General features: G+C 61.5%; 21 protein-coding genes and 1 pseudogene. 14 read left to right on the top strand and 8 right to left on the bottom strand.

The genetic code is table 11. The features are described 5' to 3' along the window. Nucleotide 1 precedes the first annotated feature (1 nt). From AC1D1L_RS05565 to AC1D1L_RS05550, 4 genes are all read left to right on the top strand, one after another. A complete protein-coding gene (locus AC1D1L_RS05565; RefSeq protein ID WP_477339483.1) occupies nt 2-1,312 on the top strand; it encodes an ABC transporter substrate-binding protein in 1,311 nt (436 codons plus the stop codon). A 172-nt stretch (nt 1,313-1,484) separates the two neighbouring features. After that, nucleotides 1,485-2,312, top strand: a complete 828-nt coding sequence (locus tag AC1D1L_RS05560) for a carbohydrate ABC transporter permease (protein WP_477339481.1) — start codon at nt 1,485-1,487, stop codon at nt 2,310-2,312. Continuing rightward, nucleotides 2,312-3,214 (top strand): carbohydrate ABC transporter permease, encoded by a 903-nt coding sequence (locus AC1D1L_RS05555; RefSeq protein WP_457153239.1) that lies wholly within the window; start codon nt 2,312-2,314, stop codon nt 3,212-3,214. Before AC1D1L_RS05560 ends, AC1D1L_RS05555 begins: the two co-directional genes overlap by 1 nt. Nucleotides 3,215-3,239: 25 nt before the next feature. Further along, complete coding sequence (locus AC1D1L_RS05550) at nt 3,240-5,381, top strand: beta-galactosidase (RefSeq protein ID WP_457153240.1); 2,142 nt, start codon at nt 3,240-3,242, stop codon at nt 5,379-5,381. A gap of 363 nt (nt 5,382-5,744) precedes the next feature. Here AC1D1L_RS05550 and AC1D1L_RS05545 read toward each other — a convergent pair whose 3' ends face one another. The 3 genes and pseudogenes from AC1D1L_RS05545 to AC1D1L_RS05535 form a co-directional block, all read right to left on the bottom strand. After that, complete coding sequence (locus AC1D1L_RS05545; protein WP_477339479.1) at nt 5,745-6,101, bottom strand: L-rhamnose mutarotase; 357 nt, start codon at nt 6,099-6,101, stop codon at nt 5,745-5,747. 10 nt (nt 6,102-6,111) lie between these two features. Continuing rightward, nucleotides 6,112-6,629, bottom strand: a pseudogene (locus AC1D1L_RS05540) (SDR family NAD(P)-dependent oxidoreductase); the annotation flags it as partial. Nucleotides 6,630-6,829: 200 nt separating this feature from the next. Then, nucleotides 6,830-7,750 (bottom strand): LysR family transcriptional regulator, encoded by a 921-nt coding sequence (locus AC1D1L_RS05535; protein ID WP_477339477.1) that lies wholly within the window; start codon nt 7,748-7,750, stop codon nt 6,830-6,832. 125 nt (nt 7,751-7,875) lie between these two features. Here AC1D1L_RS05535 and AC1D1L_RS05530 point away from each other — a divergent pair, with 125 nt between their 5' ends. Beyond that, nucleotides 7,876-8,301, top strand: coding sequence for a RidA family protein (locus tag AC1D1L_RS05530; RefSeq protein WP_477339476.1), 426 nt, complete (start codon nt 7,876-7,878; stop codon nt 8,299-8,301). A gap of 333 nt (nt 8,302-8,634) precedes the next feature. Here AC1D1L_RS05530 and AC1D1L_RS05525 read toward each other — a convergent pair whose 3' ends face one another. Next, nucleotides 8,635-9,528 (bottom strand): LysR family transcriptional regulator, encoded by an 894-nt coding sequence (locus tag AC1D1L_RS05525; RefSeq protein ID WP_477339474.1) that lies wholly within the window; start codon nt 9,526-9,528, stop codon nt 8,635-8,637. Nucleotides 9,529-9,679: 151 nt separating this feature from the next. Here AC1D1L_RS05525 and AC1D1L_RS05520 point away from each other — a divergent pair, with 151 nt between their 5' ends. Genes AC1D1L_RS05520 through AC1D1L_RS05495 form a run of 6 tightly spaced genes read left to right on the top strand, consistent with a single transcriptional unit; the run spans nt 9,680 to nt 14,509 of the window. Further along, nucleotides 9,680-10,870, top strand: a complete 1,191-nt coding sequence (locus AC1D1L_RS05520; RefSeq protein WP_477237010.1) for an MFS transporter — start codon at nt 9,680-9,682, stop codon at nt 10,868-10,870. Further along, complete coding sequence (locus AC1D1L_RS05515; protein ID WP_477339472.1) at nt 10,867-11,337, top strand: cyclophilin-like fold protein; 471 nt, start codon at nt 10,867-10,869, stop codon at nt 11,335-11,337. Before AC1D1L_RS05520 ends, AC1D1L_RS05515 begins: the two co-directional genes overlap by 4 nt. A 19-nt stretch (nt 11,338-11,356) precedes the next feature. Beyond that, nucleotides 11,357-11,752, top strand: coding sequence for a (R)-mandelonitrile lyase (locus AC1D1L_RS05510; RefSeq protein WP_477237006.1), 396 nt, complete (start codon nt 11,357-11,359; stop codon nt 11,750-11,752). A gap of 26 nt (nt 11,753-11,778) precedes the next feature. Continuing rightward, nucleotides 11,779-12,795 carry a zinc-dependent alcohol dehydrogenase family protein gene (locus AC1D1L_RS05505; RefSeq protein ID WP_477339470.1) on the top strand — a complete coding sequence of 339 codons (1,017 nt, stop codon included), beginning with the start codon at nt 11,779-11,781 and terminating at the stop codon, nt 12,793-12,795. Nucleotides 12,796-12,852: 57 nt separating this feature from the next. Continuing rightward, complete coding sequence (locus tag AC1D1L_RS05500) at nt 12,853-13,287, top strand: lipocalin-like domain-containing protein (protein WP_477339468.1); 435 nt, start codon at nt 12,853-12,855, stop codon at nt 13,285-13,287. Between the two features lie 31 nt (nt 13,288-13,318). Further along, nucleotides 13,319-14,509 (top strand): arabinose transporter, encoded by a 1,191-nt coding sequence (locus tag AC1D1L_RS05495; RefSeq protein ID WP_477339466.1) that lies wholly within the window; start codon nt 13,319-13,321, stop codon nt 14,507-14,509. Between the two features lie 184 nt (nt 14,510-14,693). On the opposite strand, the gene AC1D1L_RS05490 is transcribed toward AC1D1L_RS05495, so the two are convergent. After that, nucleotides 14,694-15,680, bottom strand: a complete 987-nt coding sequence (locus AC1D1L_RS05490) for an aldo/keto reductase (RefSeq protein WP_477339464.1) — start codon at nt 15,678-15,680, stop codon at nt 14,694-14,696. Nucleotides 15,681-16,284: 604 nt separating this feature from the next. On the opposite strand from AC1D1L_RS05490, the gene AC1D1L_RS05485 reads away from it, so the two are divergent. Then, a complete protein-coding gene (locus AC1D1L_RS05485) occupies nt 16,285-16,578 on the top strand; it encodes a hypothetical protein (protein ID WP_477339462.1) in 294 nt (97 codons plus the stop codon). Between the two features lie 19 nt (nt 16,579-16,597). On the opposite strand, the gene AC1D1L_RS05480 is transcribed toward AC1D1L_RS05485, so the two are convergent. Continuing rightward, nucleotides 16,598-17,416, bottom strand: a complete 819-nt coding sequence (locus tag AC1D1L_RS05480) for a hypothetical protein (protein WP_477339765.1) — start codon at nt 17,414-17,416, stop codon at nt 16,598-16,600. 232 nt (nt 17,417-17,648) lie between these two features. Here AC1D1L_RS05480 and AC1D1L_RS05475 point away from each other — a divergent pair, with 232 nt between their 5' ends. After that, entirely contained in the window at nt 17,649-17,852 is a 204-nt protein-coding gene (locus AC1D1L_RS05475; protein WP_120018918.1) for a CsbD family protein, read from the top strand. A 611-nt stretch (nt 17,853-18,463) separates the two neighbouring features. Then, on the top strand, nt 18,464-18,760 hold the full coding sequence (locus tag AC1D1L_RS05470) for a hypothetical protein (RefSeq protein WP_477339460.1): 297 nt from the start codon (nt 18,464-18,466) through the stop codon (nt 18,758-18,760). 1,644 nt (nt 18,761-20,404) lie between these two features. Here AC1D1L_RS05470 and htpG read toward each other — a convergent pair. After that, on the bottom strand, nt 20,405-22,294 hold the full coding sequence (htpG, locus tag AC1D1L_RS05465) for a molecular chaperone HtpG (protein WP_477339458.1): 1,890 nt from the start codon (nt 22,292-22,294) through the stop codon (nt 20,405-20,407). A 956-nt stretch (nt 22,295-23,250) separates the two neighbouring features. Continuing rightward, entirely contained in the window at nt 23,251-25,488 is a 2,238-nt protein-coding gene (locus AC1D1L_RS05460; protein ID WP_477339456.1) for an adenylate/guanylate cyclase domain-containing protein, read from the bottom strand. Nucleotides 25,489-25,729: the final 241 nt, after the last annotated feature.

The following is a 25,729-nucleotide window of genomic DNA, read 5'->3' as shown; positions in this document are numbered from 1 at the left end:
AATGACGAAGATTTTCAATCCGCTTGGGCGGATGATGCAGCGTCGTGACTTCTTGAAAGTTGCGGGTGCGAGCGTTGCGGTAGCGGGTCTGCCTGCGGCAGTTCGCGCTGCCGAGCCCGTCAAGGTGCTTGTGTGGTCGTGGGTGCCGAATCTCCAGCTTGAGGTAGACATGTTCAACGCCGCGCATCCGGGCATCCAGATCGAACTCGTGAATCCCGGCCAGGGGGACCCGTTGTATAACGCGCTCCGCGCGGGTGTGCAGGCGGGCAGCGGCCTGCCGGACGTCGCCCAGATCGAATACCAGCACCTCGAGAGCTTCCGCCAGGTCGACGCCCTCGCAGACATCGGCCAGTACGCCAATGCCCATAAGGGCGAGTTCCCCGAAGGCCTATGGGCGCAGGTCGCCATGGGCGATGTGGTCAACGCCACGCCGCAGGATTACGGTCCGATGGCGATGCTCTATCGCAAGGACATCTTCGACAAGCATGGGATCACGCCGCCCACCACCTGGGCCGAGTTTGCCGATGCGGGCAAGAAGGTCCATGCGGCCGATCCGACTGTGTTCATGACCGACGCGCCGTTCGGAGCCAACGCCGACTGGGTCTTGGGTCTGTTGTGGCCGATGGGCTGGAAGCCGGTTAGCCGCGATGGCGACAAGCTCGTGATCAGGATCAACGACAAGATTGCTAAGGACTTCGCCGCCTATTGGCAGGACCTTATCACCGCGGGTGTTATCGAGACCAAGCCGGGCTTCAACAATGAGTGGTACACCGGCCTCGACTCGGGTCGCTATGCCACCTGGCTCGCTGCGGGCTGGGGTCCGCTGTTCCTGACCTCGGTCGCCAAGACCAGCGTGGGCAAATGGCGTGCCGCCGATCTGCCGCAGTGGGACGCGAGCAAGTTCGTGACTGGCGCTTGGGGTGGCTCATCGCTGGCCGTGATGAAAGCGACCCAGCATCTGCCCGAGGCCGCCGAAGTCGCGATCTGGTTGAACACGAATCCCGAAGCCACAAAGCTCTACACCACCAAGCAAAACTTCTTCCCCTGCACCAACGCGCTGCTGTCGAGCCCGGAATGGGCGAGCGCCAAGCCGGAATTCTTCGGCGGCCAGGAGGTGAACAAAGTGTTTGCCAAATCGGCGAGTGCCGTGGCGCCGTTTGAGTGGAGCCCGTTCCAAGGCTTCCTCTACCAGTCGATGTCCGATGAATTCGGCGCCTCGATCAGCGGCAAGGGCACGCTGTCGGATGCGTTCGACCGCGTCCAGGACGCCGTGGTTACCTACGCGAAGGACCAAGGCTTCACCGTGGCCTAACTCCTCCCGGGCACCGGCCGGGCGCGCCTTGATCGGCGCGCCCGATCTCTTCATCTTGCCGGACGGGGGACCCATGGCAATGTCGAATTCGCCAACCGCACCGACGCGCCCAGCGCGATTGGGCGGTTTTACGTCACGAAAGCTCGCGCCCTATCTGTTCCTGGCGCCCTTCATGCTGCTGTTTATCGCCTTCATCGTCGCGCCGCTGGTCTATGCGTTCTACATGAGCCTCTACCGCGACACGCTGGTGGGCGGACGGCAGTTCGCGGGTGCAGCCAGCTACATCAAGGTCGCGGACGACGCCAAATTCTGGGGCGGCGTGTGGAACCTCGTTCTGTTCGGCATCGTGCAGGTGCCGATCATGCTGGCCCTGGCGTTGTTGTTCGCCATCGTGCTCGATCGTGGTCAGGTCTATGCCAAGGGAGTCTTCCGGCTCGGCTTCTTCCTCCCCTACGCTGTGCCGAGCGTGATCGCGACGATCATCTGGGGTTATCTGTACGGCCCCACCTTCGGCCCGTTCACGCAGATGGCCAAGGCGTTCAACCTGCCGCCGCCGGACTTCCTATCGCCGGGCGCGATGATCTTCTCATTGGCCAATATCGTGACGTGGGAATATGTCGGCTACAATATGGTGATCTACTACGCCGCGCTGAAGGCGATCCCGTCGGACCTCGCCGAGGCCGCGCGGATGGACGGCGCCTCGCCCTGGCAATTTGCCCGGCTGATCCAGCTGCCGCTGCTGTGGCCGGCGATCCTGCTCACCATTATCTTTTCGATCAACGGCACACTGCAGCTGTTCAATGAGCCGTATTTGATGCGCGCGCTCGCCAGTAACACCATCAATTCGAGCTACACGCCGAACCTCTATGCCTATTCTCTGGCGACTAAGAACCAGCAGTATGGCTATGCGGCCGCCGTTTCGTTCGTGCTTGGCATCGTGATCGCCGGTGCCTCCTACATCTTCGCCCTGATCGCCAACCGCCGTCGGCCGGAGCAATGATGACTGCGACCACCGACATCGCCACTTTCGAAGCTGCCAGGCGCCGGCCCGGCGAAAGGCGGCGCTCGCGGATCATGCTCACGCTGCTGCTGTCACTGTTCCTCCTCTACAGCTTCATGCCGCTGGTCTATCTGGTCCTATCGGCAACGAAGACGAATGGCGACCTGTTCACCACGTTCGGCTTCGGCTTCGGCACCGAGTTCAACCTCTGGCAGAATCTGAGCGATCTTCTGGCGCGCGACAACGGCGTCTTCCTGCGCTGGATGTTCAACAGCCTACTCTATTCGACCGTCGCCGGGCTCGGTGCCGCGATCTTGGCTACCGCGGCAGGCTATGCGTTAGCCAAATTCAAATTCGTCGGCCGCAATCTGCTGTTTGCGCTGGTCTTGGGCGCTGTGATGATCCCGCAGACGGCCCTCGTCGTGCCGACCTTCCTGCTGCTGGCGCTTTCGGGACTCAGCGACAATCCGCTGGGCGTGATCCTGCCCTCGATGATCTCGCCGATCGGCGTCTATCTGATGCGCGTCTATATCGAGCAGGGCGTCGACGACGAACTGCTCGACGCAGCGCGTCTCGATGGCGCCGGCGAGTTCGTGATCTTCCGCGCCATCGTGCTGCGGCTGGTGGCGCCGGGTATGGTGACCGTGGCGCTGCTCTCGTTCGTCGGGACCTGGAACAATTACTTCCTGCCGCTGATCGTGCTGCGCACACCGGAGTATCAGCCGATCACGGTGGGCCTTGCGACCTGGTATCAGCTCGCGCAACAGGGCGGTGGCGGCGGACAGGTGCTGTTCTCGATCATCATCACCGGCGCGCTGGTCAGCATCATCCCGGTCATCGTGGTGTTCCTGCTGCTGCAGCGGTTCTGGCAGGGCGGCCTCACCGCCGGCGCCATCAAATAGAACTATCGCCTGGAGTTTTCCGACTATGACGACTGCCTCGAAATCCGCCCCGCTCTCTGTCTGGCGGCCGATCGCGACCGACACTTTCCTCGTCGGTACCCCGCATTACCCGGAGCATGTCGATGAGAGCTATTGGCAACGCGACGCCGACCGCATGGCAGCCGCGGGCTTCAACGCGGTGCGACTTGCGGAATTCGCCTGGCATATCTTCGAGCCGCATGAGGGGACGTTCGACTTCGATTTGTTCGACCGCGCCATACATGGGCTGGGCAAGGCTGGCATCAAGACCATCATGTGCACGCCGACGGCGACGCCGCCGCGCTGGCTGACGGCGCGTTATCCCGAAGTGTTGCGCGTCGATGCCAATGGCCGCGCCATGTGCCATGGCTCGCGCCAGCATGCCAATCTTGCGAGCGGCGTGTTCCGCGAGCATTCAAAGCGCATCACTCAAGCGATGGCCGAGCATTATCGCGGCAATTCGCACATCATCGGCTGGCAGACGGACAATGAGTTCAATACCTCTGGATCGCTGTCCTACGGTCCGGTGACTCTGGCCGAGTTCCAGGCCTTCCTCAAGGACAAGTACAAGACCATCGCCGCGCTCAACGATGCGTGGGGCGGGCATTTCTGGGCCACCGCCTACGACGATTTCGATCAAGTGGTGCTGCCCCTCGACTACGCTCCTGCCCCGGTCGGGCCGACCCATGTGGTCGACTATCACCGCTTCCTCGCCTTCGTCACGGCGCGGTTCCAGCACGATCAGGTGCTGATCCTGCGCGCCACCAATCCAGACTGGTTCGTCTTCCACAATTTGGGCCGGATCGACGACATTGACTTCCGCGGCGAGTTCTCGACCGATCTCGATTTTCTCGGCTTCGACATCTACCCGCATCTCGATGACGAGATGCAGCGGGTCGGAAGCGTCGGCGAGGCGCAGGCGCTGCGTCTCGATCTCTGCCGCGGCTTCACCGGCAATTTCATCGTGCCCGAGCAGCAATCGGGCTTCGGTGCGCAGCCGAACTTCTCGACGCTGACGCCCGAACCCGGCGAGATGCGCCGCATGGCCTATACCTCAGTGGCGCGGGGCGCCGATGGCGTGATGTTCTTCCGCTGGCGGCCGGCGCATTTCGGTGCCGAGATCTATTGGATGGGCATCATCGATCACGACGACATCCCTCGGCGGCGCTATGACGAGGCCAAGCAGTTTGCGGGTGAGGTCACGGCGCTCAAGGACAAGATCCTCGGCACGCATGTGCGCATGGATTTGGGCATCGCCGGATCAGATTTCGACAATCAGGAGATGCACCGCTCCTGCCCTATCGGCATGCCGAGCCCCCAGGACGATGCGACGCTGCTGCACCGCTATTGCTACCGTCACAACATCGCCTGCGGCTTCATCCATCCCGAGGATGATCTCAGCAAGCTCAAGGCGCTCTACGTGCCGCATTGGCTGAAATGGACCGATGCGTGGACGGCGCGGATCGAGGGCTTCGCCAAGGCGGGTGGAACGGTAATCCTGGGCGGCCGCACCGGATCACGCGACGTCAACAACCACGTCATCCGCGACACCTCACCGGGTAAGAGGCTCTCGGCGCTGGCCGGGATCACGGTCGAGGAGTTCGGGTTGCTGACGCCGATCGGCGGCGAGGGCCTGTTCGAGCATGGCGGCCGCTTCGGCGCCAACACGGTGCGTAAGAAGCTGCCGGCGACGTCGGCGAGCCGCCAATACGAGCTCAAGATCGGGAATGCGCAGGTGACGGCGGCGCATCTTTATGAGCTGCTTAACGTCGCGCCCGGCACGGAGGTTATCGGCAGCTGGGCCAGCCGCTTCGCCGAAGGCCAAGCCGCGATGACTTCGCGCAAAGTCGGCAAGGGCAATGTGATCTACCTCGGCACGTACCTCAGCGATGCTCTGGTCGAGGTGCTGGCCGATCAGGTGCTGGCGCCCGCCGGTATCGTCCCGCTCGTCGCCGACATGCCGGCCGGCGTCGAGGCGACGATCCGCGAAAGCAAGGACCGCCGCCTGCTGTTCATCCTCAACACGCTGGGCGAACTGGCAAGCATAGGCAATGTCCCCGCGGGCAAGGATCTGCTCGGCGATGGCAAAGTACGCGGCGGTAAGCTGTCGCTCCCGGCCTATGGCTGCAGCATCATCGAACTCGACTAGGGATGCTGTCGCGAGGCCTTGGGCAACGCTCAATAACTTCTGTCCCGGTGATCTTAGATTGGCAGCAATGTCCACTCTAGGCGTCTTTGTGCCGCCAGGTCCCACGACTTTCGGTGCGACCATCACGAACACGCTCCTTTCGATCGTCGCAGGCAACGGCTGGCGCTGTGGACCCGTGTCCGCTTGGGCCAAACCCGGACATCATGTCGCCCAAGCCGAACGACGGCTTTGAGGAAACGGTGAATTTGATCTCAACAGCCGACAAGGCGCAAAGCGGTCATGTGCGCTTCTACTGAAGAGAGCCCGCTTTGGGACCCAATGCGGATACCGAAATCTCATGTGAACCTCGCGCCGAAAGCAAACTTACAGGCAACGGCTGCGAATGGCCCTGTCAATCATGGTGGAGGCCTCCACCATGCGTGCCCACCACTCGCCTTCGCCGCGGGTCTCGAGCGGCTCCTGCATGGGATCGCAGATCGTCCACCATTTCTGTATCGCCGGGTCTTGCGCCATCACGGCGGCATTGGCGGCGAAATCGTTGCCATGATACTCCCAGTAAGCGAAGAGGATGTTCTCGGGCTCGCGGAGGAAAATCGAGTAATTGCGAATGTTGGCCTTCGTGATTGCGGCAAGGACATCCGGCCACACGGCCGCATGCAGTTCCCGGTAGGCCGGGATCACGGCGGGCTTCAGTCCAATGCACGAACCCATTCGCTGCATTGTCGCTTCCTCAATAGGTGGTCCGGCCACCCGAAAGGTCGAAGACCGAAGCCGTCGTGAAGGAGTTATCCTTCGAGACGAGCCAGGCCACCATGGCGGCGGCTTCTTCAACTTCCAGGAAGCGCCCGCGGGGAATGCGCACCAGCATGTAGTCGATGAACTCTTTCGTGAGTGTTTCCAAGATCCGGGTATTAGCCGTGGCGGGGGTGATGGCATTCACGGCGATGTCGTACTTGGCCAGTTCCTTGCCCAGTGACTTGGTGAGCCCCAGCACGCCGGCCTTGGCGGCAGAGTAAGCCGACAAGCTCGGATTGCCTTCTTTCCGGCCACCGACGAGATGTTAACGATGCGGCCATAATTCCGCGCCTTCATCGACGGGATCACCACCTTGTTGACGTAGAAGGTGCCGTTGAGATTGATCTCGACGACCTTGCGCCATTCGTCGGGATCATAATCCTCGACGGTCGCATTCTTGCCGGCGATGCCGGCAGAGTTGACGAGGATCGACACCGGACCGACCTCGTTCTCGACTTCGGTATGGACGCGCGAAAGTACCAAGCCAGTACTTAGACGTCGCGTTTGGGGCCGTAACCGGACTGTCAGGTCTCGGCAGGCATTTGAGACAAACTGCCGTTCTCCATACGACCCCAACTCGGTCGTTCAACGAGCCCGGCCAAATGGCCAAAAGCGGTCAGCCCTGTTGAGAAGGCGTAGGTCCGCCGAGGCTGTCACAAATCCGTCGTTCGCCCGCTTTGCGCCAGACGTTGAACGAGCAGATCAATGAGCATTCGGACCTTCGAGGGCATATGGCGACGATCCGGGTAGAGCGCGTATACAGGTAGCGGTTCACCTTGATACTCTGCCAGAAGGGGGACCAACCTTCCCGCTTCGAGATCGGCCGCCACAATTGCGCTTGGCAGACTGGCGATGCCGAGCCCCCCAATCGCTGCGGCACGCAGGCCATCGGCGCTATCCATGACCATTCTCGCTTGCGCATGCCTAACTTTCACCAGTTCATCACCGGCCTGAAGCGACCAGGCCATTAAGTGGCCGTCGCGGCCAAATGCCAGATGGTCATGTTCGTTTAGCATTTCGGGGTTGTCTGGCTGGCCGCGTTTGGAGAGGTAGGACGGCGCGGCGCACAGGACTCCATCGATCCGATCAATGACGCGGCTCACAAGGCCGGTGCTGAATTCAAGTCCCCCTATGCGAACCGCGAGATCATAGCCGCCGCCAACGAGGTCACTGATGCGATCGGAAAATGTCACCTTTGCCCTGATCTCTGGCCATTGGAGGAGGTATTCCTGCAGAACCGGCAAGATGCGTAGCCGGCCATAGGCATCAGGAACGGACAGTTTTATCGTGCCACGGGGCTTTTGCTCACGGTGCCGGACTGCCGCCTCTGCTTCTTCCAGATCTGCCAGCAGCGAAACGCAGCGTTCGTAGAAAAGGAGGCCGTCCGAAGTGGGCGAAACTCGGCGCGTACTTCGGTTAAGCAACCTTGCGCCAAGACGCTCCTCCAGCCTGATAACGGCCTTCCCTACAGCCGATCGCGTTATGCGCAGCGCTCGCCCAGCCGACGTGAAATCGCCAGCGTCCACCACAGCGATAAACGCCCGGATGACTCCGATATCGAGTTCGTCTCGCAACAGGTATCCCCCGTCCGTTGTGTGGGGACACACATTCCCCAATAGATCGCTTATATCGCGAATTGTAGCGCCAGAACACCTCCCGTTCCCAGTCGCGCGTCAAGCAAACACGATGGAGAATAGCTATGTCCGCCATGTCCCCTCGCGATACCGCCCCGGTGGTTCGTCACAATCCGTCAACGATGTGGGATTCGACCGCGAACGGTCACTCACAAATCAGCGTCGCCCAGGCAAGGCGGTTGGCCTACCTGTCGGGGCAGATTGCATCCCCGCTCGACGGCTCGGCGGTGCCAGAGACAGTAGGTGGCCAAGCGGAGCTCATTGCCGATAGCTTGAAGGCTGCCCTCCAAGAACTAGGCGCCTCGACAGACGACATCGTTATGCTCCGCATCTATGTTGTCGATGGCACAACAGAGCGCTTTCTCGAGGCCTATGCACCGATCCAAGCGATGCTTGCCGGAACAATGCCGAGTCTCACCGTGTTGGGGGTGCAGTCCCTCTTTACCCCAATGTTGCAACTCGAAGTGGAGATGATCGTCCGCGTCCCATGACGAAGACAGGTGGAGGTCGGGGCCCAACCATGGCTGCTTTCAGGAGGACCTGAACGAGCCATGCGACGGTTGAAATGAGGGCGCTTTTCGGACAGGCAGCTTCGGGCCGACTGCAGACTGTCTGGTTCGGAGAGCCTCATGGGGATAGCAGCCGTTCGCCGGGTCCGATTCCGCTGTTTTCGCCGAATCTGGAGCTGCAGCACGAGTTGTAGCGCAGGTAAGGGAGCGGGTTTCCGCCCGCCCTAGTCTAGAATACGTCCGCGTCGTCCCCTCACCGAACCAGCGCAAGGCAAGCTGTCCGCAGCGTAGAAGTCAGAGTGGATTGGCTTGGGCTCAGATGCGATGTCGGAGCGCCTCGACGACTACCGCCATCGCAGGCGAGAGCTGCCGCCTACTCGGGTAGTAGAGGTGATAGCCCGCAAATGGCTTACTCCAGTCGTCAAGCACCAGCCTGAGGCGTCCGCTGGTGATGTGGTGGCTTACGAGATTTTCCGGGACATAGGCGATCCCGCAACCGCGTATCGCAGCCTCGATCATGGGTATGGACGAATTGAAGGTGAGTTGGCCTTCCACCCGCACGCGAAGGTCGCGCCCATCCCTGGCGAATTCCCAGGCATACAATCCGCCGAAAGTCGCCTGTCGCATGTTTATGCAGTCATGATCGACCAGATCCTGGGGTGCGGTTGGCACCGGATGGTGGGCAAAGTACTCTGGCGAAGCCACGGCCACGAGCCTCCAATCCGGACCGATCCGCACTGCGATCATATCCCTGTCGATGCTCTCGCCGAGCCGCACGCCTGCGTCAAAGCGCTCCTCCACAATGTTCTTCATGCCGTTGTCGCTGTAGAGCTCGACGCGCACGTCGGGATAGTCGCTAAGCACGGGCTGCAGCTTTGGCCAGACAGTCGTCTGGAGCGCATGGTCGGACAGAGTGATGCGGACCGTTCCGGAGGGTTTGTCGCGAAAGGCCACCAGGCTTGCAAGGTCGGCCTCGATTTCCTCGAAGCGGGGAACAAGAGATTGGAAAAGCCGCTCGCCGGCCTCGGTCGGGGCGACACTCCGCGTCGTGCGCGTCAGCAGACGGACTCCAAGACGAGCTTCCAGATCCTTGATTGTCGAGCTTAGGGTCGACTGCGAGGTACCAAGCTTGGCCGCCGCCTTGGTGAAGCTGCGCTCGCGAGCGACAGCCACAAACCAGATCAGATCTTTCATGCCATCGCGCTGCATGGTCGCCTCCTAACGGACATTTATATCACAAGCAGATAAGTCCATGCGAATTACTCAGACTAATAGAATGGGTTCCTCAGCGATATATTCCGGGCATGACGACGAGGAAGGCGACTGATCAGCCCCAGCTGCGTTGCAGGGATGCCAACTAATGGAAACGACCTACGACACCAGATTCATCGAAGACCGCGCCGCATGGGGTGCGGTGCTTTCGATGGCGCTTTGCGTCTTCGTGCTTATCGCGTCGGAATTCATGCCGGTGAGCCTGCTCTCCCCGATCGCGGCCGATCTCGACATCACCGCAGGCCGCACCGGACAGGCGATTTCGATTTCGGGTGCTTTCGCTGTCGTGACCAGCCTGCTGGTTGCCGGCCTCACGCGCCGGATTGACCGCCGGCTGGTCGTGACCGGCTTTACCCTTCTCCTCATCGTCTCCGGGCTCGCTGTCACTTTTGCGCCGAATTATGCGTCCCTCATGGTTGGCCGCGCGCTGCTCGGAATCGCCATCGGCGGCTTCTGGTCGATGTCGACCGCGATCGTCATGCGCCTGATGCCGCAGGACATCGTTCCAAAGGGCCTCGCCATGCTGAACGCTGGCAATGCCCTTGCCGCCACGATTGCCGCACCGCTGGGCAGCTTTCTTGGCGCCTATGTGGGCTGGCGCGGCGCTTTCTTTCTCGTCGTGCCGCTCGGTCTGCTGGCGCTGGTCTGGCAGTGGATCAGCCTTCCTGCGCTGCCCCCGCGCCAGAGGAAACGTCCAGGCAATCCGCTGGCGCTGCTGGGCCGTCTTCCAGTCGCCATCGGCATGGCGTCGATCATGATGCTGTTCATGGGCCAGTTCGCGCTTTTCACCTATCTGCGCCCCTTCCTCGAGAGCGCCACCCGGCTTGATATCGCCGCGCTTTCGGCGATCCTGCTGGCGATGGGGCTGGCGGGGGTCCTCGGTACCTTGTGCGTCGGCCGGCTTTTGCGGACGCGCCTGTTCGGCATTCTCATAGTCATCCCCCTGGTCATGGCCGCGCTAGCAGTTGCGCTCGTTGCCTTCGGTGCCTCGCCAGTTCCCACAGCGCTGCTGCTCGTTGCCTGGGGTTTCTTCGGCACGGCCGCGCCCGTTGGCTGGGGTACGTGGCTCAGCCGCACGTTGCCGGACGACGCGGAGGCCGGCGGCGGGCTGCAGGTCGCCGTCATCCAGCTCGCCATCACCGGGGGCGCCGCCCTCGGCGGCACGCTCTTCGATACGGTCGGCTGGTGGGGAGCGTTCACTTTTGCCTCGATGTTGCTCTGCGGATCGGCGCTCGCCGCCTTCGCCGCAGCGCATATGGCCCGGAGATCCTCGCAATGATCATCGAGCATGCGACGCTCAGCCGCCGGACATTGCTCGGCGCCGCGCTCGCGGTGGCGGCCTTGCCGCGCGCAGCCGCCAGCCAAGAGGGCAAGGCCCCAGCCAGCCAGGAGCCCACCGACATGAAGATAAGGATGACTTTTAACGGCCGCGCCATGACCGCGACGCTCTACGACAATCCGTCGGCGCGCGACTTCTTCTCCATGCTGCCGCTGGACCTCAAGATCGAGGACTACGCGCATAACGAGAAGATCGCCTATCTGCCGCGCAAGCTAACGGAGGATGGAAGCGGTCCGTTCGCCAACGAGCAGCCCTATGACCTCTGCTATTTCATGCTCTGGGGCAACTTGGCTATGTTCTACGCCGACTATCGCCATCCCGGGCTGATCAGGCTCGGCCGATTCGACGAGGGCGAAAAGGCCCTGCACATTCGCGGCGACTTCTCGCTCCGCATCGAACGCGTTTGATGACACAAAGGAGATCACCATGGACATTGTTCGCGCTGGAACGAGGCCTTCCGGCAAGGGGCCGGCTGATTGGTTCACCGGCACGGTGCGGATCGACCCGCTCTTCAACCCCTTCGACCCCGAGCGGGTGCAGGGCGCGCAGGTAACTTTCGAGCCGGGCGCCCGCACCGCCTGGCACACGCATCCGCTTGGGCAGACGCTGATCGTCACGTCCGGCCTCGCCCGCGTCCAGCGCGAGGGCGGCCCGATCGAGGAGGTCCGGCCCGGCGACGTCGTCTGGTTCGCGCCCGGCGAAAAGCACTGGCACGGCGCGTCGCCGCAGACCGCCATGACCCATATTGCTCTCCAGGAGGTCAAGTACGGTAAGGTGGTGGACTGGCTGGAACATGTCAGCGACGCCGACTACGGCGCCTGACGTCGATTGATCGAAAGGAAAGCAAAGTGCTCGCAACCCTTCTTTACAAGCCTGGCGACATCCGCTGCGAGGAAGTCGCCGATCCGAAAATCCTGCGCCCGACGGACGCCATCATCAAGCTCTCGGCAAGCTGCATCTGTGGATCGGACCTGTGGCCCTATAGAGGGCTCCAAAACGTAGACGGTCCCATGCATATGGGCCATGAATATTGCGGCATCGTCGTCGAGGTCGGTGCAGAGGTGCGCACGGTGCGTCCCGGCCAGTTCGTCGTCGGCTCGTTCTGCCTCTCCGACAACACCTGCCCGCATTGCCGCTTCGGTTTCCAGTCGTCCTGTGTGCAGCGCGAGTTCATGTCGGGCGCGCAGGCGCCTTACGCCCGCGTGCCGCTGGCCGATGGCACACTGGTCGCCACTGCCGAGGTGCCGTCGGCCGAACTGATTCCTGACCTGCTGGCTGTGTCCGACGTGCTCGGCACCGGCTGGTATGCGGCCGACGCGGCCGAGGTCCGCGAAGGGTCGACGGTGGTGGTCGTCGGCGACGGCGCGGTCGGCCTGATGGGAGTGCTGGCGGCCAGGGAGCTGGGCGCGGAGCGCATCATCGCCATGAGCCGCCACAAGAGCCGTCAGGACCTTGCCCGCGAATTCGGCGCGACCGACATCGTGGCCGAGCGCGGCGAGGAAGGCATTGCGCGCATCAAGGAGCTGACCAAGGGCGTCGGCGCGGACTCCGTGCTGGAATGCGTCGGCACGGGAGAATCCTTCGACCAGGCGCTGGCCTGCGCGCGGCCCGGCGGCACGATCGGCTATGTCGGCGTACCGCATGGCGTGAGCTTCGACGGCCAAAGACTGTTCTTCGGCCAGAAGCGGATGCTGGGCGGCCCGGCGCCGGTGCGCCGCTTCCTGCCAGACCTGATGGACCGCGTGCTCAAGGGCAGCATCAAGCCCGGCAAAGTCTTCGACCTCAAGCTGCCGTTGGCCGAGGTCGCCGAAGGCTACCGCGCGATGGACGAGCGCCGCGCGATCAAGGTCATGCTCTCCGTGTGAGCGAGGATCGGGAGCGACAGCCCGTTCGCGCTCACATCAGATAAGGAACAAAGACATATGACGATGAGATTGAAGATCGCCGCGTTTGCGCTTGCGCTTTCGGCCGCCACGCCGGCCCTTTGCGGGGAGTCCCCGATCGTCGGCGCGTGGCGCATGACGTCGCTAGAAGTCGGCGCGGGTGGAAACCTCAAGCCCGTACCGTATTCCGGTCAGGTTATTTTCACCAAGGCCGGCACTCTCTCGGTACAGGCGCAGAATCCCGAGGCCAAGGCGCCCGACACGCCTTACACAAGGAATGGCTACGAAGCCTATTACGGACCCGTCGCCATCAACGACCGGGACAAGACCTTCGTCATCACTGTCGAGTCTTCCCTGGTCCGCAATCTTGTCGGGCAAAGCATGAAGCGCAAATTCGAAGTCTCGGATAATAAGCTGGTCCTCACGCCGGACAATCCGGCCGAGGGCTGGCGCGTGACCTACGAGCGCGAGTGATCTGAACAGCCCGGCTCTTAAGGTGTTACCGATGGCCACGATGGCGCGGACCTCAGGCCGAAATGACGCGATGGCGGAACTGTTGCCGATCATGGCGGCTGTCTTCGCCGGCTTCCTGCTGATCGGCCTGGCGCTGCCCGTCCTGCCGCTGCATCTTCACCAGCGGCTCGGTTTCGGTCCCTTCGCCGTCGGGCTGGTGACGGGTAGCCAGTTCGTCGCCTCGATGCTGTCGCGCATTGGAGCCGGAAATTATGCCGATGGCCGCGGCGGCAGGCGGGCCGTCATTATCGGACTCATTGCCGCTGCGCTGGCGGGGTTCATTTATCTCGGCTCGCTGGCATTGCTTGACCGGCCGCTAGTGTCCGCGTCTTGGCTCTTCGCCGGCCGGGCGGTGCTGGGCGCGGCCGAGAGCTTTATCATCACCGGGGGCGTCGCCTGGGGCCTGGCCCTTGCGGGCGGACAGAACTCCGGAAAGGTCATCGCCTGGGTGGGTACGGCGATGTTCGCGGCGCTCGCGCTCGGCGCACCGATCGGATCTGCGCTTTACGCGGCCGGAGGCTTCGCGGCGATCGCTCTCGCGACGCTCGTCCTACCGCTTCCGACGCTGCTTGCCATCCTGCCGATGCGTGGTGCCAGCCCCGCCGCGAGCACTACGCGGCAATCATGGAAGAGCGTGGCGCGAGCGGTCTGGCTTCCCGGCATCGGAGCCGCTTTCAGCAGCCTCGGCTATGGCGCAATCCTGTCCTTCGGCGCGCTGCTCTTTGTCGAGCGCGGTTGGCAGCCAGTCTGGCTTCCCTTCACCGCTTATGCCGCTTCGCTGATCGCGGCAAGGCTATGCTTCGGCCACCTGCCTGACAGGTTAGGGGGCGCGCGCGTCGCCGTGATCTTCGTGGCGGTCGAGGCCGCAGGGCTGATGTTGATCTGGCTTGCGCCCGGGCCTGTACTCGCGGCCATCGGAGCGGGGCTGACCGGCCTCGGCTATTCGCTGGTCTATCCCGGTCTCGGTGCCGTGGCCGTAAGCAGTCTTCCGCCACGCAGCCGCGGCCTGGCCATGGGATTCTACACCGTCTTCCTCGACTTGGCGCTTGGCTTCGGCAGTCCGGCGCTCGGAATGGTCGCCGCGTCGGCCGGCTTGCAATTCGTCTTCTTCGCGGTCGCGGTGGCAACACTTCCGGCGTTTGGCATCGCTCTGCTGCTGGGACGCCATGACGCTCCGCTTTAATGCCGGATGGCTGCACTCGGGATCTCTGACCTGCGCTCCGACCCATTTGATCCTGGCCCGAGCGATTTGGAATTCCGACACAGATGGTCATAGACTTCGCAATTGCGAGGGGCCATCTGCAATCGGGCCGTCTCTAAATCTTCCAGCACGGTTGCTGTGTAGGTACAGCAGTCACTTCCACAACCTACCAGGCATAGGCCCCCGGCGCTTCGCCGCCGGGGCCTGGCCAAATCTTGTCCAGCCTCATCAGTGTTTCATTCGAAAGCTTCAGCAAGGGTGCCTTCAAGTTCTCGCGGAGCTGCACCACCGTCCGGGGACCGCTGATCACCGCGCTGACAATCGGATTGTGGAGCAACCACGCGAGGGCCACGAGGGCCGGCGCTTCGCCCAGTTCATCGCAGAGCGCTTCATAGGCTTCCAATTGCGGGCGCAGTTCGGCGACCCGCGGTTGAAGCGGCGTCGACGAGCCGTGCCCCTGGGCTGCCCCGCGGAGCACGCCGCCGAGCAACCCAGCGCCGATCGGTCCATAGGGGACGAGGCCCACCCCGTAGTGACGCAGCGCCGGGATCACCTCTAGCTCAATGGTACGCTGCGCGAGGTTGTAGAGGCTCTGCTCGGAAGCCAGTCCCAGCAGATTGCGCGACGCGGCCGTGCACTGGGCAGTGGCGATGTCCCAGCCCGCGAAGTTGCTGCTGCCCACGTAGGTGATCTTGCCCTCGCGGATCAGTTGCTCCATCGCCTGCCAGATTTCCTCCCACGGTGTGACCCGGTCGACGTGATGCATCTGGTAGAGATCGATGTGATCGGTTTTCAGCCGCCGCAAGCTGGCTTCGCAGGCCCGTCGGATGTGATAGGCAGACAAGCGGCGATCGTTGGGACCAGAATCCATCGGCTGGTAGACCTTCGTCGCCAATACAATCCGGTTGCGCCGGCCGCCCTGCGCGAGCCAGCGGCCGATGATCTCCTCGGAGGTGCCGTAGCCCTTCTCCATTTCGGGCGATTGCGGGCCTCCATAAACATCCGCCGTGTCGAAGAGATTGATGCCGGCGTCGAGAGCTTCGTCCATGATCGTGACACTGCCCGCCTCATCGATCTGCCAGCCGAATTCCATCGTGCCGAGGGCTATTCGGCTGACCTTGATGCCGGTCCGGCCTAGAGGAGTGTAATTCATGGCAAACACCTTAGATTTGTTTCAGGATAGCTACTTCTGCCCCCGTGACTTCCGATGCATCCATGCCATGCGCAACCTAGCTGAATACTCCGGCTACAAACCGCCCATCTTGTAACGCTACTCGCACGTACAGCGAAGCTCCGCTTTCCGCCCTAGGTGCCTAATTCTAGCGCGATGCAGCTAGGTCGCCCTCCGGGCTCACGTGAGTTCTTGGCGCAAAGCCGGCTACGGCCTCTGCCGGGGCGATGTCCGCTTTTTGTGAACGGACTGGACCGTATGAACGACTGCCATGAGGCGCAATGCCGACATTCAATCAAGGCCAACGGCGCTATCCGTCCGAGTTTGAGATGCGACCTCGCGACAGACTAACGCTTGAGCGTAGTCGACCTCGCTCTCTCGCAAATGTCTCGGACGATTGAATAGTTTCTAAAGCCGTTCCCCGCCTAAAGCGGCGGTGTAAAAACCCAGTATCCGGGTCTTGCTTAATGAAACTCTGAATCGGGGGCACCGTCGTGCCCCCTCCTCCCCTGGCTTCGCCGGACGATCACCGTCCTTTGGAACGCTCTGCCATCTTGGACATTGCATGGAAGCAGGAGGTGACACCATGCCCAATTTCCGGTTTGAGATCGTAGAGTTCGGCAAGACCACGACATTGGAGCAGGAGCTTTCCAGCGCCGACCTGGCCAGCCCGAGAGCAATCGAAATGGCCCATGCCGCGCTGTCGACAGGATCCTCGACCGGCGCTGATCAATCGGGCTCGATTATCAAGGTTTACGACGAGGCAGGCTATCTGGTTGCCACCGCCAATTTTTCCGACGTAGTGCGTGATAATTCCGAGCTGCTAACTCGCAGTAGTAATCCGCCCACCGAAGAGCCGGGTGTGATGCGGTCTGGTTGATTAGTGTCAAACAGCTATGTCAACCGCCCGTCTTGAGGGCGCGACTTTGTTTTCTGCGTTCGATGCTCCGGGCGTTTCGACGAGCAACTCTTAGTTCGGTAAGTGTCGGTTGCCACCAGCCCCTCGAACGTTCGTCCGCTCCTGGCGGACTGCGTGCGGGCCACGTCCTGACCAATTCGGGGAGCGTGGCCGAACGCCAGCGGCCCCAAACGTAGTGGACGTGTGCGCGCATCGCCATTGGAAATGAAGCCGTCAACTCAAACGGCTCAACCAATTCGCCGGACACTTCATTGAAAACGACTATGCCGTATTGCTCTGTCGCAACTGGCCGACCAAGAGGCGGCAAATCTTCAGCTGGCAGTGGATAGCGATGACGGCGACGTTCGGCATTCCGCTGTTGTGCGGCCTTGTAGGCTTCAGTCTCTCTAGCGACCTCTTGTCGTCGCTTCCTTGCTTCGGGTTCGGCATGTTGGGCAGCCCGTTCGATCCTGGGCCACCGTCGCCGTAGCTCTTCATACGATCGGAACGGCACCCGCCAGGCCCGCAATTCGTCGTCCCAACTTGCCCACGGAACTGCCCGCAGTTCCTCAAGAATCGTCTTCGAGTAAGGCGTGCGAACACGTAGGTCGTCCGACACCTCCAGGTATGGGCTCGATATTGGATCGAAGGCGAAGGCATCACGTCCCTTGCTGTCTCCGTGAATGGCCAACATCTCTGCCTCTTGCGCCAACCAGCGGTCGATCCGGCGGGTGGCCGTCTTTCCCGGGACGAACCAGCTCTTGCGTACATCGCTCCACCTCGCTCGCGGAAAAGCCTGTCGAAATCGCTCGACGGCCATTCTATCGAACGGAAAGCGCGCTTCGGCACCGGGAGGGCCTTGTTTCTGCGGCACGAGATTAGCGTCCGATTTTTCCGCAATGTGCCATCAATCTGTTTCGCACAGAACGATCCGCGACCCTTTTGGTTCATGCGTGAATGGAGACGTCGCCACACCTCAATAACCGCTCCCTCTGGAACCTAGGCGGTGACTGACCGTTTTGCATTTGTGTAAAACCAAGGAGGTTATTCACATGGACTGGAACCGCGTTGAGGGAAACTGGAAGCAAGTCAAAGGCAAGGTCAAGGAGCAGTGGGGCAAGCTCACTGATGACGATCTGGACCGCATCGCCGGCAAGCGCGACCAACTCGAGGGCAAGATCCAGGAGCGTTATGGGATTGAGAAGGATCGCGTGCGTCGGGATATCGACGACTGGTATACCCGACAAGGCTGGTAGAAGCCTTTCGGCAATCGATGGGGCGCTGTCGCATGGCAGCGCCTTTCTGTTGAGGGAACCCTAACCCACCGACACTTCGGCGCCAGCGTTCGATCAGCGTCCCCTAATAGATCGAGCACTTTCTATCGGGCGAAGGGCGGCGTGCAACGGCCGGGGGCCAAGCTGGGCTGACTTCCAGTAGGCGGTCGTTGGACAACCACAATTGGTGCGCGGGCTTGCCGGCGCATTTAGCCCAAGAACAACCACAGGGACGCGCCAGGACGCGGGCGCTTCCCTGGGGGCCGGCCGAAGCTCGCGCTGGTGAGGCTCGACACGGAAAGACAACGACTAACGCGCGGTGACCCTGCCCCACAATGGATCATTTGCCGCTGGCACCAGATTTGCAGTGTCAGAAGCGCCGAGTGTTGGGGCCCGGCAGTTGGGGCGGTTGGGGGCCTCGCCGCTTCGCGAATGGAGCGGCGAGGTTTTCCATTCAGCTAACTGCCTTCAGGCGACCCGGCAACCGGGCGGGTAGCCGGCAGTGCATCAGTTTGAAATTCGAGGGCCTTGACGCGGGCGTCGCCTTCGGACGTTGGCTCATATATGCTTAGCGGCACGAATGGGAGGGAAGGATGCGCGTCACCGGCCTGTTTTTCCTATTAACCGGCCTCACGATACCAATTGCAGCCCTCGCACAAGGCGAAGTATCGGTCGAACGGGGGTTGCAGGTATCAATCATCGGCGGGTGTCACGATTGCCATACCGAAGGCTACAGCGAAGCAGAAGGCAAGATTGATCCTGAAAAGGCCTTGATGGGGCAGCTCGGTCGGCTGGCGCGGTCCCTGGGGCACGACCTATGCGACCAATCTTCGGATAGATGCTTCGGCAATGACCGAGCTTGGGTTCGTAGGAATGCTGAAGCGCATTAGAACGTCTCCACCAATGCCTTGGTATAATCTTCGAGCGATGGAGGAGAGCGATATGAAATCGCTCTATCAATACATTAGGTCGCGCGGCAAACACGGGAAGCGGGCCCCAAGCCGTGTTCGCCCTGATAAGGAACCAACGACGCCATACGTTCAACTTGTACCACCTCAAATGCCCAAGAACTGACATGTATCATCCGGCAGCTCGCGCCGGCCATTTTGCGAGCCGCGATTGAATGGTGTAGTTATCCATTATCATGGACTCCATTGCCCAGTATCCACAGGCGACGGGCCGATCGGTAAAATTGTCCGGGTTCCGTTAAGGTCTTCCGCATTAGCGCCGGCTCATGGTCTCGATGTTGCCTAGCAACGAAGCCCGCTGCCGCCCCAACAGCCCACCCGCCCAGGCAGCGGGCTTTTTCCCTTCGCATTTTCAAACGGCTTATGTTTTCGGGGTTTGCAACAAGCGAACACGCGACCAGCAGGAGCAGGGCAAGGCCCTCCGCGAAGAGCCGCCCGCGCCAGGCCGCGCGAGACGCGGGCCTTCCTAATTCTCCGCTTGGCTGAATACGACAGCGCCGTCGTCCTTGCGAACTTCAACGGACACAATCCCATCGTCGCCCTTTCGGGTCTGGACATGGAGATTGCATAGTCTTTCGCGACCTTCTCGACGTCGAAAGTCATCTTGTCGACGATGCCCTGTCTTCCATACCAGATGACAGTGTAGGCCATTGTGGCTCCCCTACATTCCGCCGAAGCATATAGGCGTCCGGCTTGGTACGCACTTTGGCACCGGCCGCCGCCAGGCGGGCAGCCTGCGTCCACAGGAAAGCGCGAGGAAGCGCAAGGCGGAACGCGTCCACCTACGGCTGGGTAGTCTGGCTCGCCTTGCGTTTGTGCCCAGCCGATCTTGGGCACCCTCAGTCTCAATTGAAAATATCCTTTTGTCATCGGCAAGAAAGTCGAGATCGGCACGTGCCTATCAGTCGACTGTCTTACGTGCCGACGCTGTGTCGTCCTCGACGTGCCGGCACTCGCGCGCCGCCTGGGTGACCGGCTGCATGCACTGGGATCTGATCAAGGTGCTTTATTGCCAGCCCTGTCGCAAGGCAAGGCGCGACGACCACAAACCTGGTTTTCACAAACCACGCCGTGACGCCGGACAAGAAGCGCTAGACGCATTAGGCGCTCGCCTTCTACCTGTAGCTGCTCAAATCGCTAGCGAGATCCTGCTATGATCCCGAATGGCCGTCCGAATAGTGGTTGTCCTGGTGCTTCTCTTCGCCTTCGCCTATGGATTCGCAAAACTCATGGAACGTAACGGCAAGCTTGGCGATCTGCCCTCCCCGTGTGAGGAATTTTCATCAAACCCTGATTGCCCAGATCCAAAGGTGCCCGCAAAGTAGCTGTTCGGGCTTGATGATTTCAGGAGAAAGATGGCCGGCACACGCGGGGCCAGCCGTATCGGTATAGCCACCGGCCCGGCGCGAAGCCGAAGCTGCCTGATTTGGGCGGCCCGAGAGCATCAAATCATAGTGACGCTGAGCCTCTCCGGCCTCGGTTGGAGCCATTGGAGCCGAAGCGGTAACCCAAATCGGGTCGATCGCCGCAACGATCTGGAAGGGTCAGTTATGAAGTGAGCGACTATTACTTGGTCAGGCCGCGCGCGATCAGCCGCGCCAGACGCTGCGAAAACGCACTGGCGTCGGCTGGTTTGTCGCCGTCGAGCACGCGGGCCTCGTCGTAAAGAAGGTGGGCTGCATCGTCCTTAAAGGCCTGCTCGTCTTCGCCGAGGCTGGCGAGCGCCAGCACGCGCTCATGCCGTGGATTAATTTCCAGGATGGGCTTGGCCGCCTTGTCGAGGCGGCCGGCGGCGTTCATCAGCCGCTCGAACTGGCGGTCCGGACCGTGCTCGGGCGCGACAAGGCAGACCGCGCTTTCGGTTAGGCGGTCGGAGGCCTTGACGTCCGAGACGGCGTCGCCGAGAGCCGACTTCACGAAAGCCAGGAAGGCATCGACCTCCGGCGTTGCCGCCGTGTTCAGCTTTTTCCCGTCGTCGAGCAGCGGGATGTCCGATAGCTCCGCCACGCCCTGTGTCACCGACTTGAAGGGCTTGCCCTCGAAGTCCGGCGCCATCGTCACCCAGAAGCTGTCGACAGGATCGGTGAGCAGTAGCACCTCGATGCCGCGCGCCTTGAACCCTTCCAGCTGAGGCGAGGCTTCGAGCCGGGCGCGGTCGTCGCCGGCCATAAAGAAGATCGCCTTCTGGCCTTCCTTCATCGCGGCGACATAGTCGGCGAGGCCGCGCCAGCCTTCGCTCGAGGCAGTCGAGCGGAAGCGGGCGAGTTTCAGCAATTGCTCGCGCCGCTCATAGTCCTCATAGAGCCCTTCCTTGAGGACAACGCCGAAATTCTCCCAGATCTTGGAATAGGCCTCAGCTTCGGTTTCCGACAGTTTGCCAAGATCGCCAATCACGCGATTTGTCAGGCCCTTGCGGACCGAGGCTAGCAGTGGGCTTTCCTGGATCATCTCGCGCGAGACGTTGAGCGGCAGGTCGGCGGAATCGACCAGGCCGCGAACGAAGCGCAGGTAGCGTGGCAGAAGGTCGGCATCATCAGTGATGAAGACGCGGCGCACATACAGCTTCAGACGGCCCTTACGGTCCTGGTCGAACAGGTCGAAGGGACGCGAACCGGGCACGAAGGCTAGCACGCTGTATTCCTGCCTTCCTTCGGCGCGGAAATGAATGGTGGCGGCCGGCTCGTCATACTGGCCCGCAACACTGCGGTAGAAGTCGGTGTATTCCTCGGGCTTGATCTCGCTCTTCGGCCTGACCCAGAGTGCCGAGCCGTCAGCAATGTCGCGCGCCTCGGCGCCGGGTTTCTCGATGAGCGTTATCGGCACCGGCACATGGCCCGACTGCGACTTGGCCAACTGCTCAAGCCGGTAGGAACCGGTATAGGAGATGGCGTCGTCCATAAGGTGTAGCACGACGCGAGTGCCGCGCATGGGGGCTGCTTCAAGCGGGGCCGGCGCGATCTCATAAGAGCCTTTGCCATCGGACGACCAGCGCCAGGCCTCGTCGCTTCCCGCCAGGCGACTGATGACATCGACGCGTTCGGCCACCATGAAGGCGGAATAAAAGCCGACGCCGAATTGACCGATGAACTGCGTATCGTCGGCCGTGCCGCCTATGCCGACGCGTTCGACGAAGGCGCGCGTGCCCGAGCGCGCGATCGTGCCCAATGCTTCGGCCATATCGTCACGGCTCATGCCTATCCCGTTATCTTCGACGGTGATCTGCTTGTTATCGGCATCGGCGGAAACGGTGATCCGCAACTTCGGGTCGTCAGCTAGCAATTCGGGCCGACTGACCGCTTCGAAGCGCAGCTTTTCGCAGGCGTCGGCGGCGTTGGAAATCAGTTCGCGCAGGAAGACGTCCTTATCGGAATAGACAGAGTGCACCATCATGTGCAGCAGCCTCGAAACATCCGCCTCGAACGCTCTGGTTTCTTTCGCCTTCGTGTCTATCGTCATCTCACGTTTCCTGTTGTTTGCAGCTTGGTCTCCGCACGAGGTCGTGTCGGATGATCAATCGTTCAGACGGTGTTACTTGTCCCGGACGCGCCGCCAGCCAAATCCGCGGGCGCCGACGAACCATGGCGGCGGACGAAGGCAATCAGGGTTGCGCGGACGGTTCCGGCTCGCTCCCGCCTGCGATGCCGGCTTTGCGGCTGCAGGCCGGCTAATCCTGAAGCAGGGCATACGCTCCCACCACGCTCTCGATCTAGTCGGAAAACCCATTCCGGCGCGTCAAACTGCCTGTTAGTCATGGCTTGCGCTTACTCTCGACGGTGCAGGACTTGGAGCGGACCGAGCAGCAGAAAGCGCGGCCTTTCACAACCGGCCAGTGATCATGTCTCCACCTCCAAAACAATTTGTTTCATCACATGGCAATGGATCGTCGAAAGTGTTCGCGGTCAGCCACCAAATGCATCAGGCCGCCGATACCTGCTGCGCGGAGAGACACATCAGTGTTGACGCCACCGTGACCTAGTTTTCCCTTTTTTCGGTTTCAAGGGGCCGGCCAAAAAAATTGGCACTCACCGAGTGAGAGAGCCAACGGACTGTTATCATGCAGCTATTTTGTAAGAGCACCGGTATGCTGGTCTGTCGGAAGTGACCATCCCGCTCGCGCAATTGACGTCTCTTTTCGTTTACGCGTTTCTCCGGCGGCCAGACCGTGAACATGGATCGTCCGCCGGCAAAGGGTCGCATATTCGACGCGGACCCGTTCAGTCTCGCGCGCGGAGGAACGGCAGCTCTGCGCCTCATGGCAGTCTTTCCTACGATCCCGTCCATTCACCAAAAGCCGTCATCGCTATTGCAGAGGCCGGCAGCTTTGCGCCAATTCCGGTCGTTTGCGGTTATGGCGAACAAGGTCGCATGTATATCCCGCAAGCAGACTTTCGGCCTTCGCGGCATTTGGGAGTTCACTTGACGACCGAAAATTCGAACTGGTCCCAGCGGTAAACGGCCTTGTATTCGTCGTCGCGCCCCGGCGTCCTGAACACATTGCGATAAATTGCTCCACAGCTTGTCAGCTCTACCGGAAAGGCATTGCACAAGAAATTGCCTTGCACCCACGAGGTTCCTGAGCGGGTCCTTTGGCCAATGGTCTCGCTGACGGCGCCGTCGACGGAGGTCGTGCGCTGCATAGGCAGGAACTTGTCAAACGCCAATCTTCCGCGCGTTTCGTGGCCGAACATGAGAGACCTTATTTCCGCGCCTGTGAGCCGGTCCTTCGGATTCATGCCTGCACTTGCCAATGCCGGCAAATCGGGCACACCTGCCTTGGTCAGGCCGGCCAAAAGGCGTTCGATATCGGCCGCATTCTTGAACACCATGTAGTCCTGGGTGATCAACTGGCTCGCCCCGTATTCCATTCTGCGCGCAACAACCTTCCTAAACATTTCCAAGGCGGCCGCGGCCTGGTCGGTGCGCCCAAGATGCCCATAGGCCGAAACAAGGACTTGCAGGGCATAGAAGTTGGCCGGTGGATCGGGCGAAGCAAGGTCCATCTTCCCGATGGAGCGAACCGCGCCCTCGAATTTCCCTTGACCGAACTCGGCCAGTCCGGCCTGGTAGCGCCTGTAGTCCATCCACGAGATCGGGTCGACGCGCGCAGCCGCATCGAGATAGCTCAGCGCTTCCTTCGGCCGGCCGTTGAAATTCAGGGCATTGGCCAGCGAGAGATAATTCCAGGAATCGCTAGGATCGAGCGCCACCGATTTCAGAAGAACGCTGACTGCTTCGTCCGAGTTGTGCTCCCTGACCATCAACTCGGCGACCAGTTGATAATAACCCGGCGAAGGATGTCGGGCGGCGAGCTCCAGGGTTTCGTGGACTTTGTCATAGGCCTCGGCTCGCGTGAGCCCCATCACCACGGCCCGGTCGATGTCCGCGTCCCAATAGGCCCAGGCGAGTTGGGCATGAGCCGCGCCGAAATCGGGGTCGAGTTGCACCGCGTGCTGGAAATGCTTCACAGCCTGCGCAAACTCCTCGGGGGTGTTGATGTGGTTATAGATGTCCATCCCTTTGAGATAGACATCATAGGCCTCGGGATTGTTTGTGCCTCCCGCGCGGGCGGCCGGCGCGACGCTCAACAGGCGGAGCTGGAGCGCGCCGGCAATGCTGCCGACGACCTTGTCCTGCAGCGCGAACACGTCCGCCCACCGGCCGTCGAAGCGCTCCGCCCAGAGATGTCCGGATGTCGAGCTGTCGATCAGTTGCGCATTGATGCGCATGTCGCCGCCGACGCGGCGAATCGAACCCTCCAGCAGATAGCGGACGCCCAATGCCGCAGCAATCTCCGCCGGCTTCGTGTCCTTGTCCTTGTAGGCAAAGGCCGCGTTGCGGGAGACGACGAAAAGGCCGGGCACGCGCGCCAGTTCGGTCGTCAGGTCCTCGGTGAAGCCGTTGGCGAGATATTCCTGTTCCTTGTCGTCGCTGAGACTGTCGAAGGGCAGGACTACGAGCGACGGCCGGGCATCTACCGCCTCGCTGGCCGCGGGCGCAGCAGGTTGCGCAGGCCTCTCCCACGGCTGCCACCATGCCGCGGCAAGGCCGAGGGCCAGGATGAGAACAGCCGCCGCTACCGGAAGGCGCCAGGCGCGCGGCAGGCGGCGAGCTTTGAGGGTCGTGCCCGCTGCCGCTGGATCAAGCACCACGCGATAGGTCTGAACTGGTTCGGCAATGTTCTTGACCCTCTGCTCGCCCATCGGCTCGAAGGCGAAAGCCAGTTTCCTCTCCACCTCCTTGGCCACTTTTCCCGACACGCAGATGCCGCCGGGTTCCGCCAGTTGCTGAAGCCTGGCTGCGATGTTGACCCCGCCACCATACCGGTCCTCGCCCTCGACGATCACCTCGCCGAGGTTGATGCCGATCCGCACGTGAATCTGCTCGGTTTCGGGAAGCGAAGCGTTGCGCTCGCCAAGCCCGCGCTGCAGCGACGCCGCACATTCGACGGCATCGACGACGCTGCCGAACTCGGCCAACATCCCGTCGCCCATCAGCTTGAAGATATGGCCATGGTGGCGTGCAATTTCGGGTTCAAACAGTTCCTTGCGTCCGGCACGAAGGCGCTCGAACGTGCCGGCCTCATCGCGCTCCATCAGAGCCGAATAGCCCACGACATCGGCGGCGAGAATCGCGGCAAGCTTGCGGTCCATTGTTGGCCTGGCCCCGCAAGATCATAGTATCAGTTGTTCTGAAAGGAAACCGACCTCACCGGCGCTCAGCAAATCCCCTCTTTCCGCGCTTTCATCGACGGCTGATATGGCGAGGTTTTGCCAATGTCGTATTCACCACATTCGAGACATTCGAGCTTGCCTGCCGGAATGGCTCGTTTGGGTCAGGCCAAGGCATCAGTTCTTCTCACAGTTGCGTCCGCTATCGTTCTTCCGACGCCAA

The organism is Mesorhizobium sp. P2_D6, from assembly GCF_056404315.1.
Note: the sequence above shows the minus strand (reverse complement) of the source record. Positions and strands in the feature narration are given on the sequence as shown.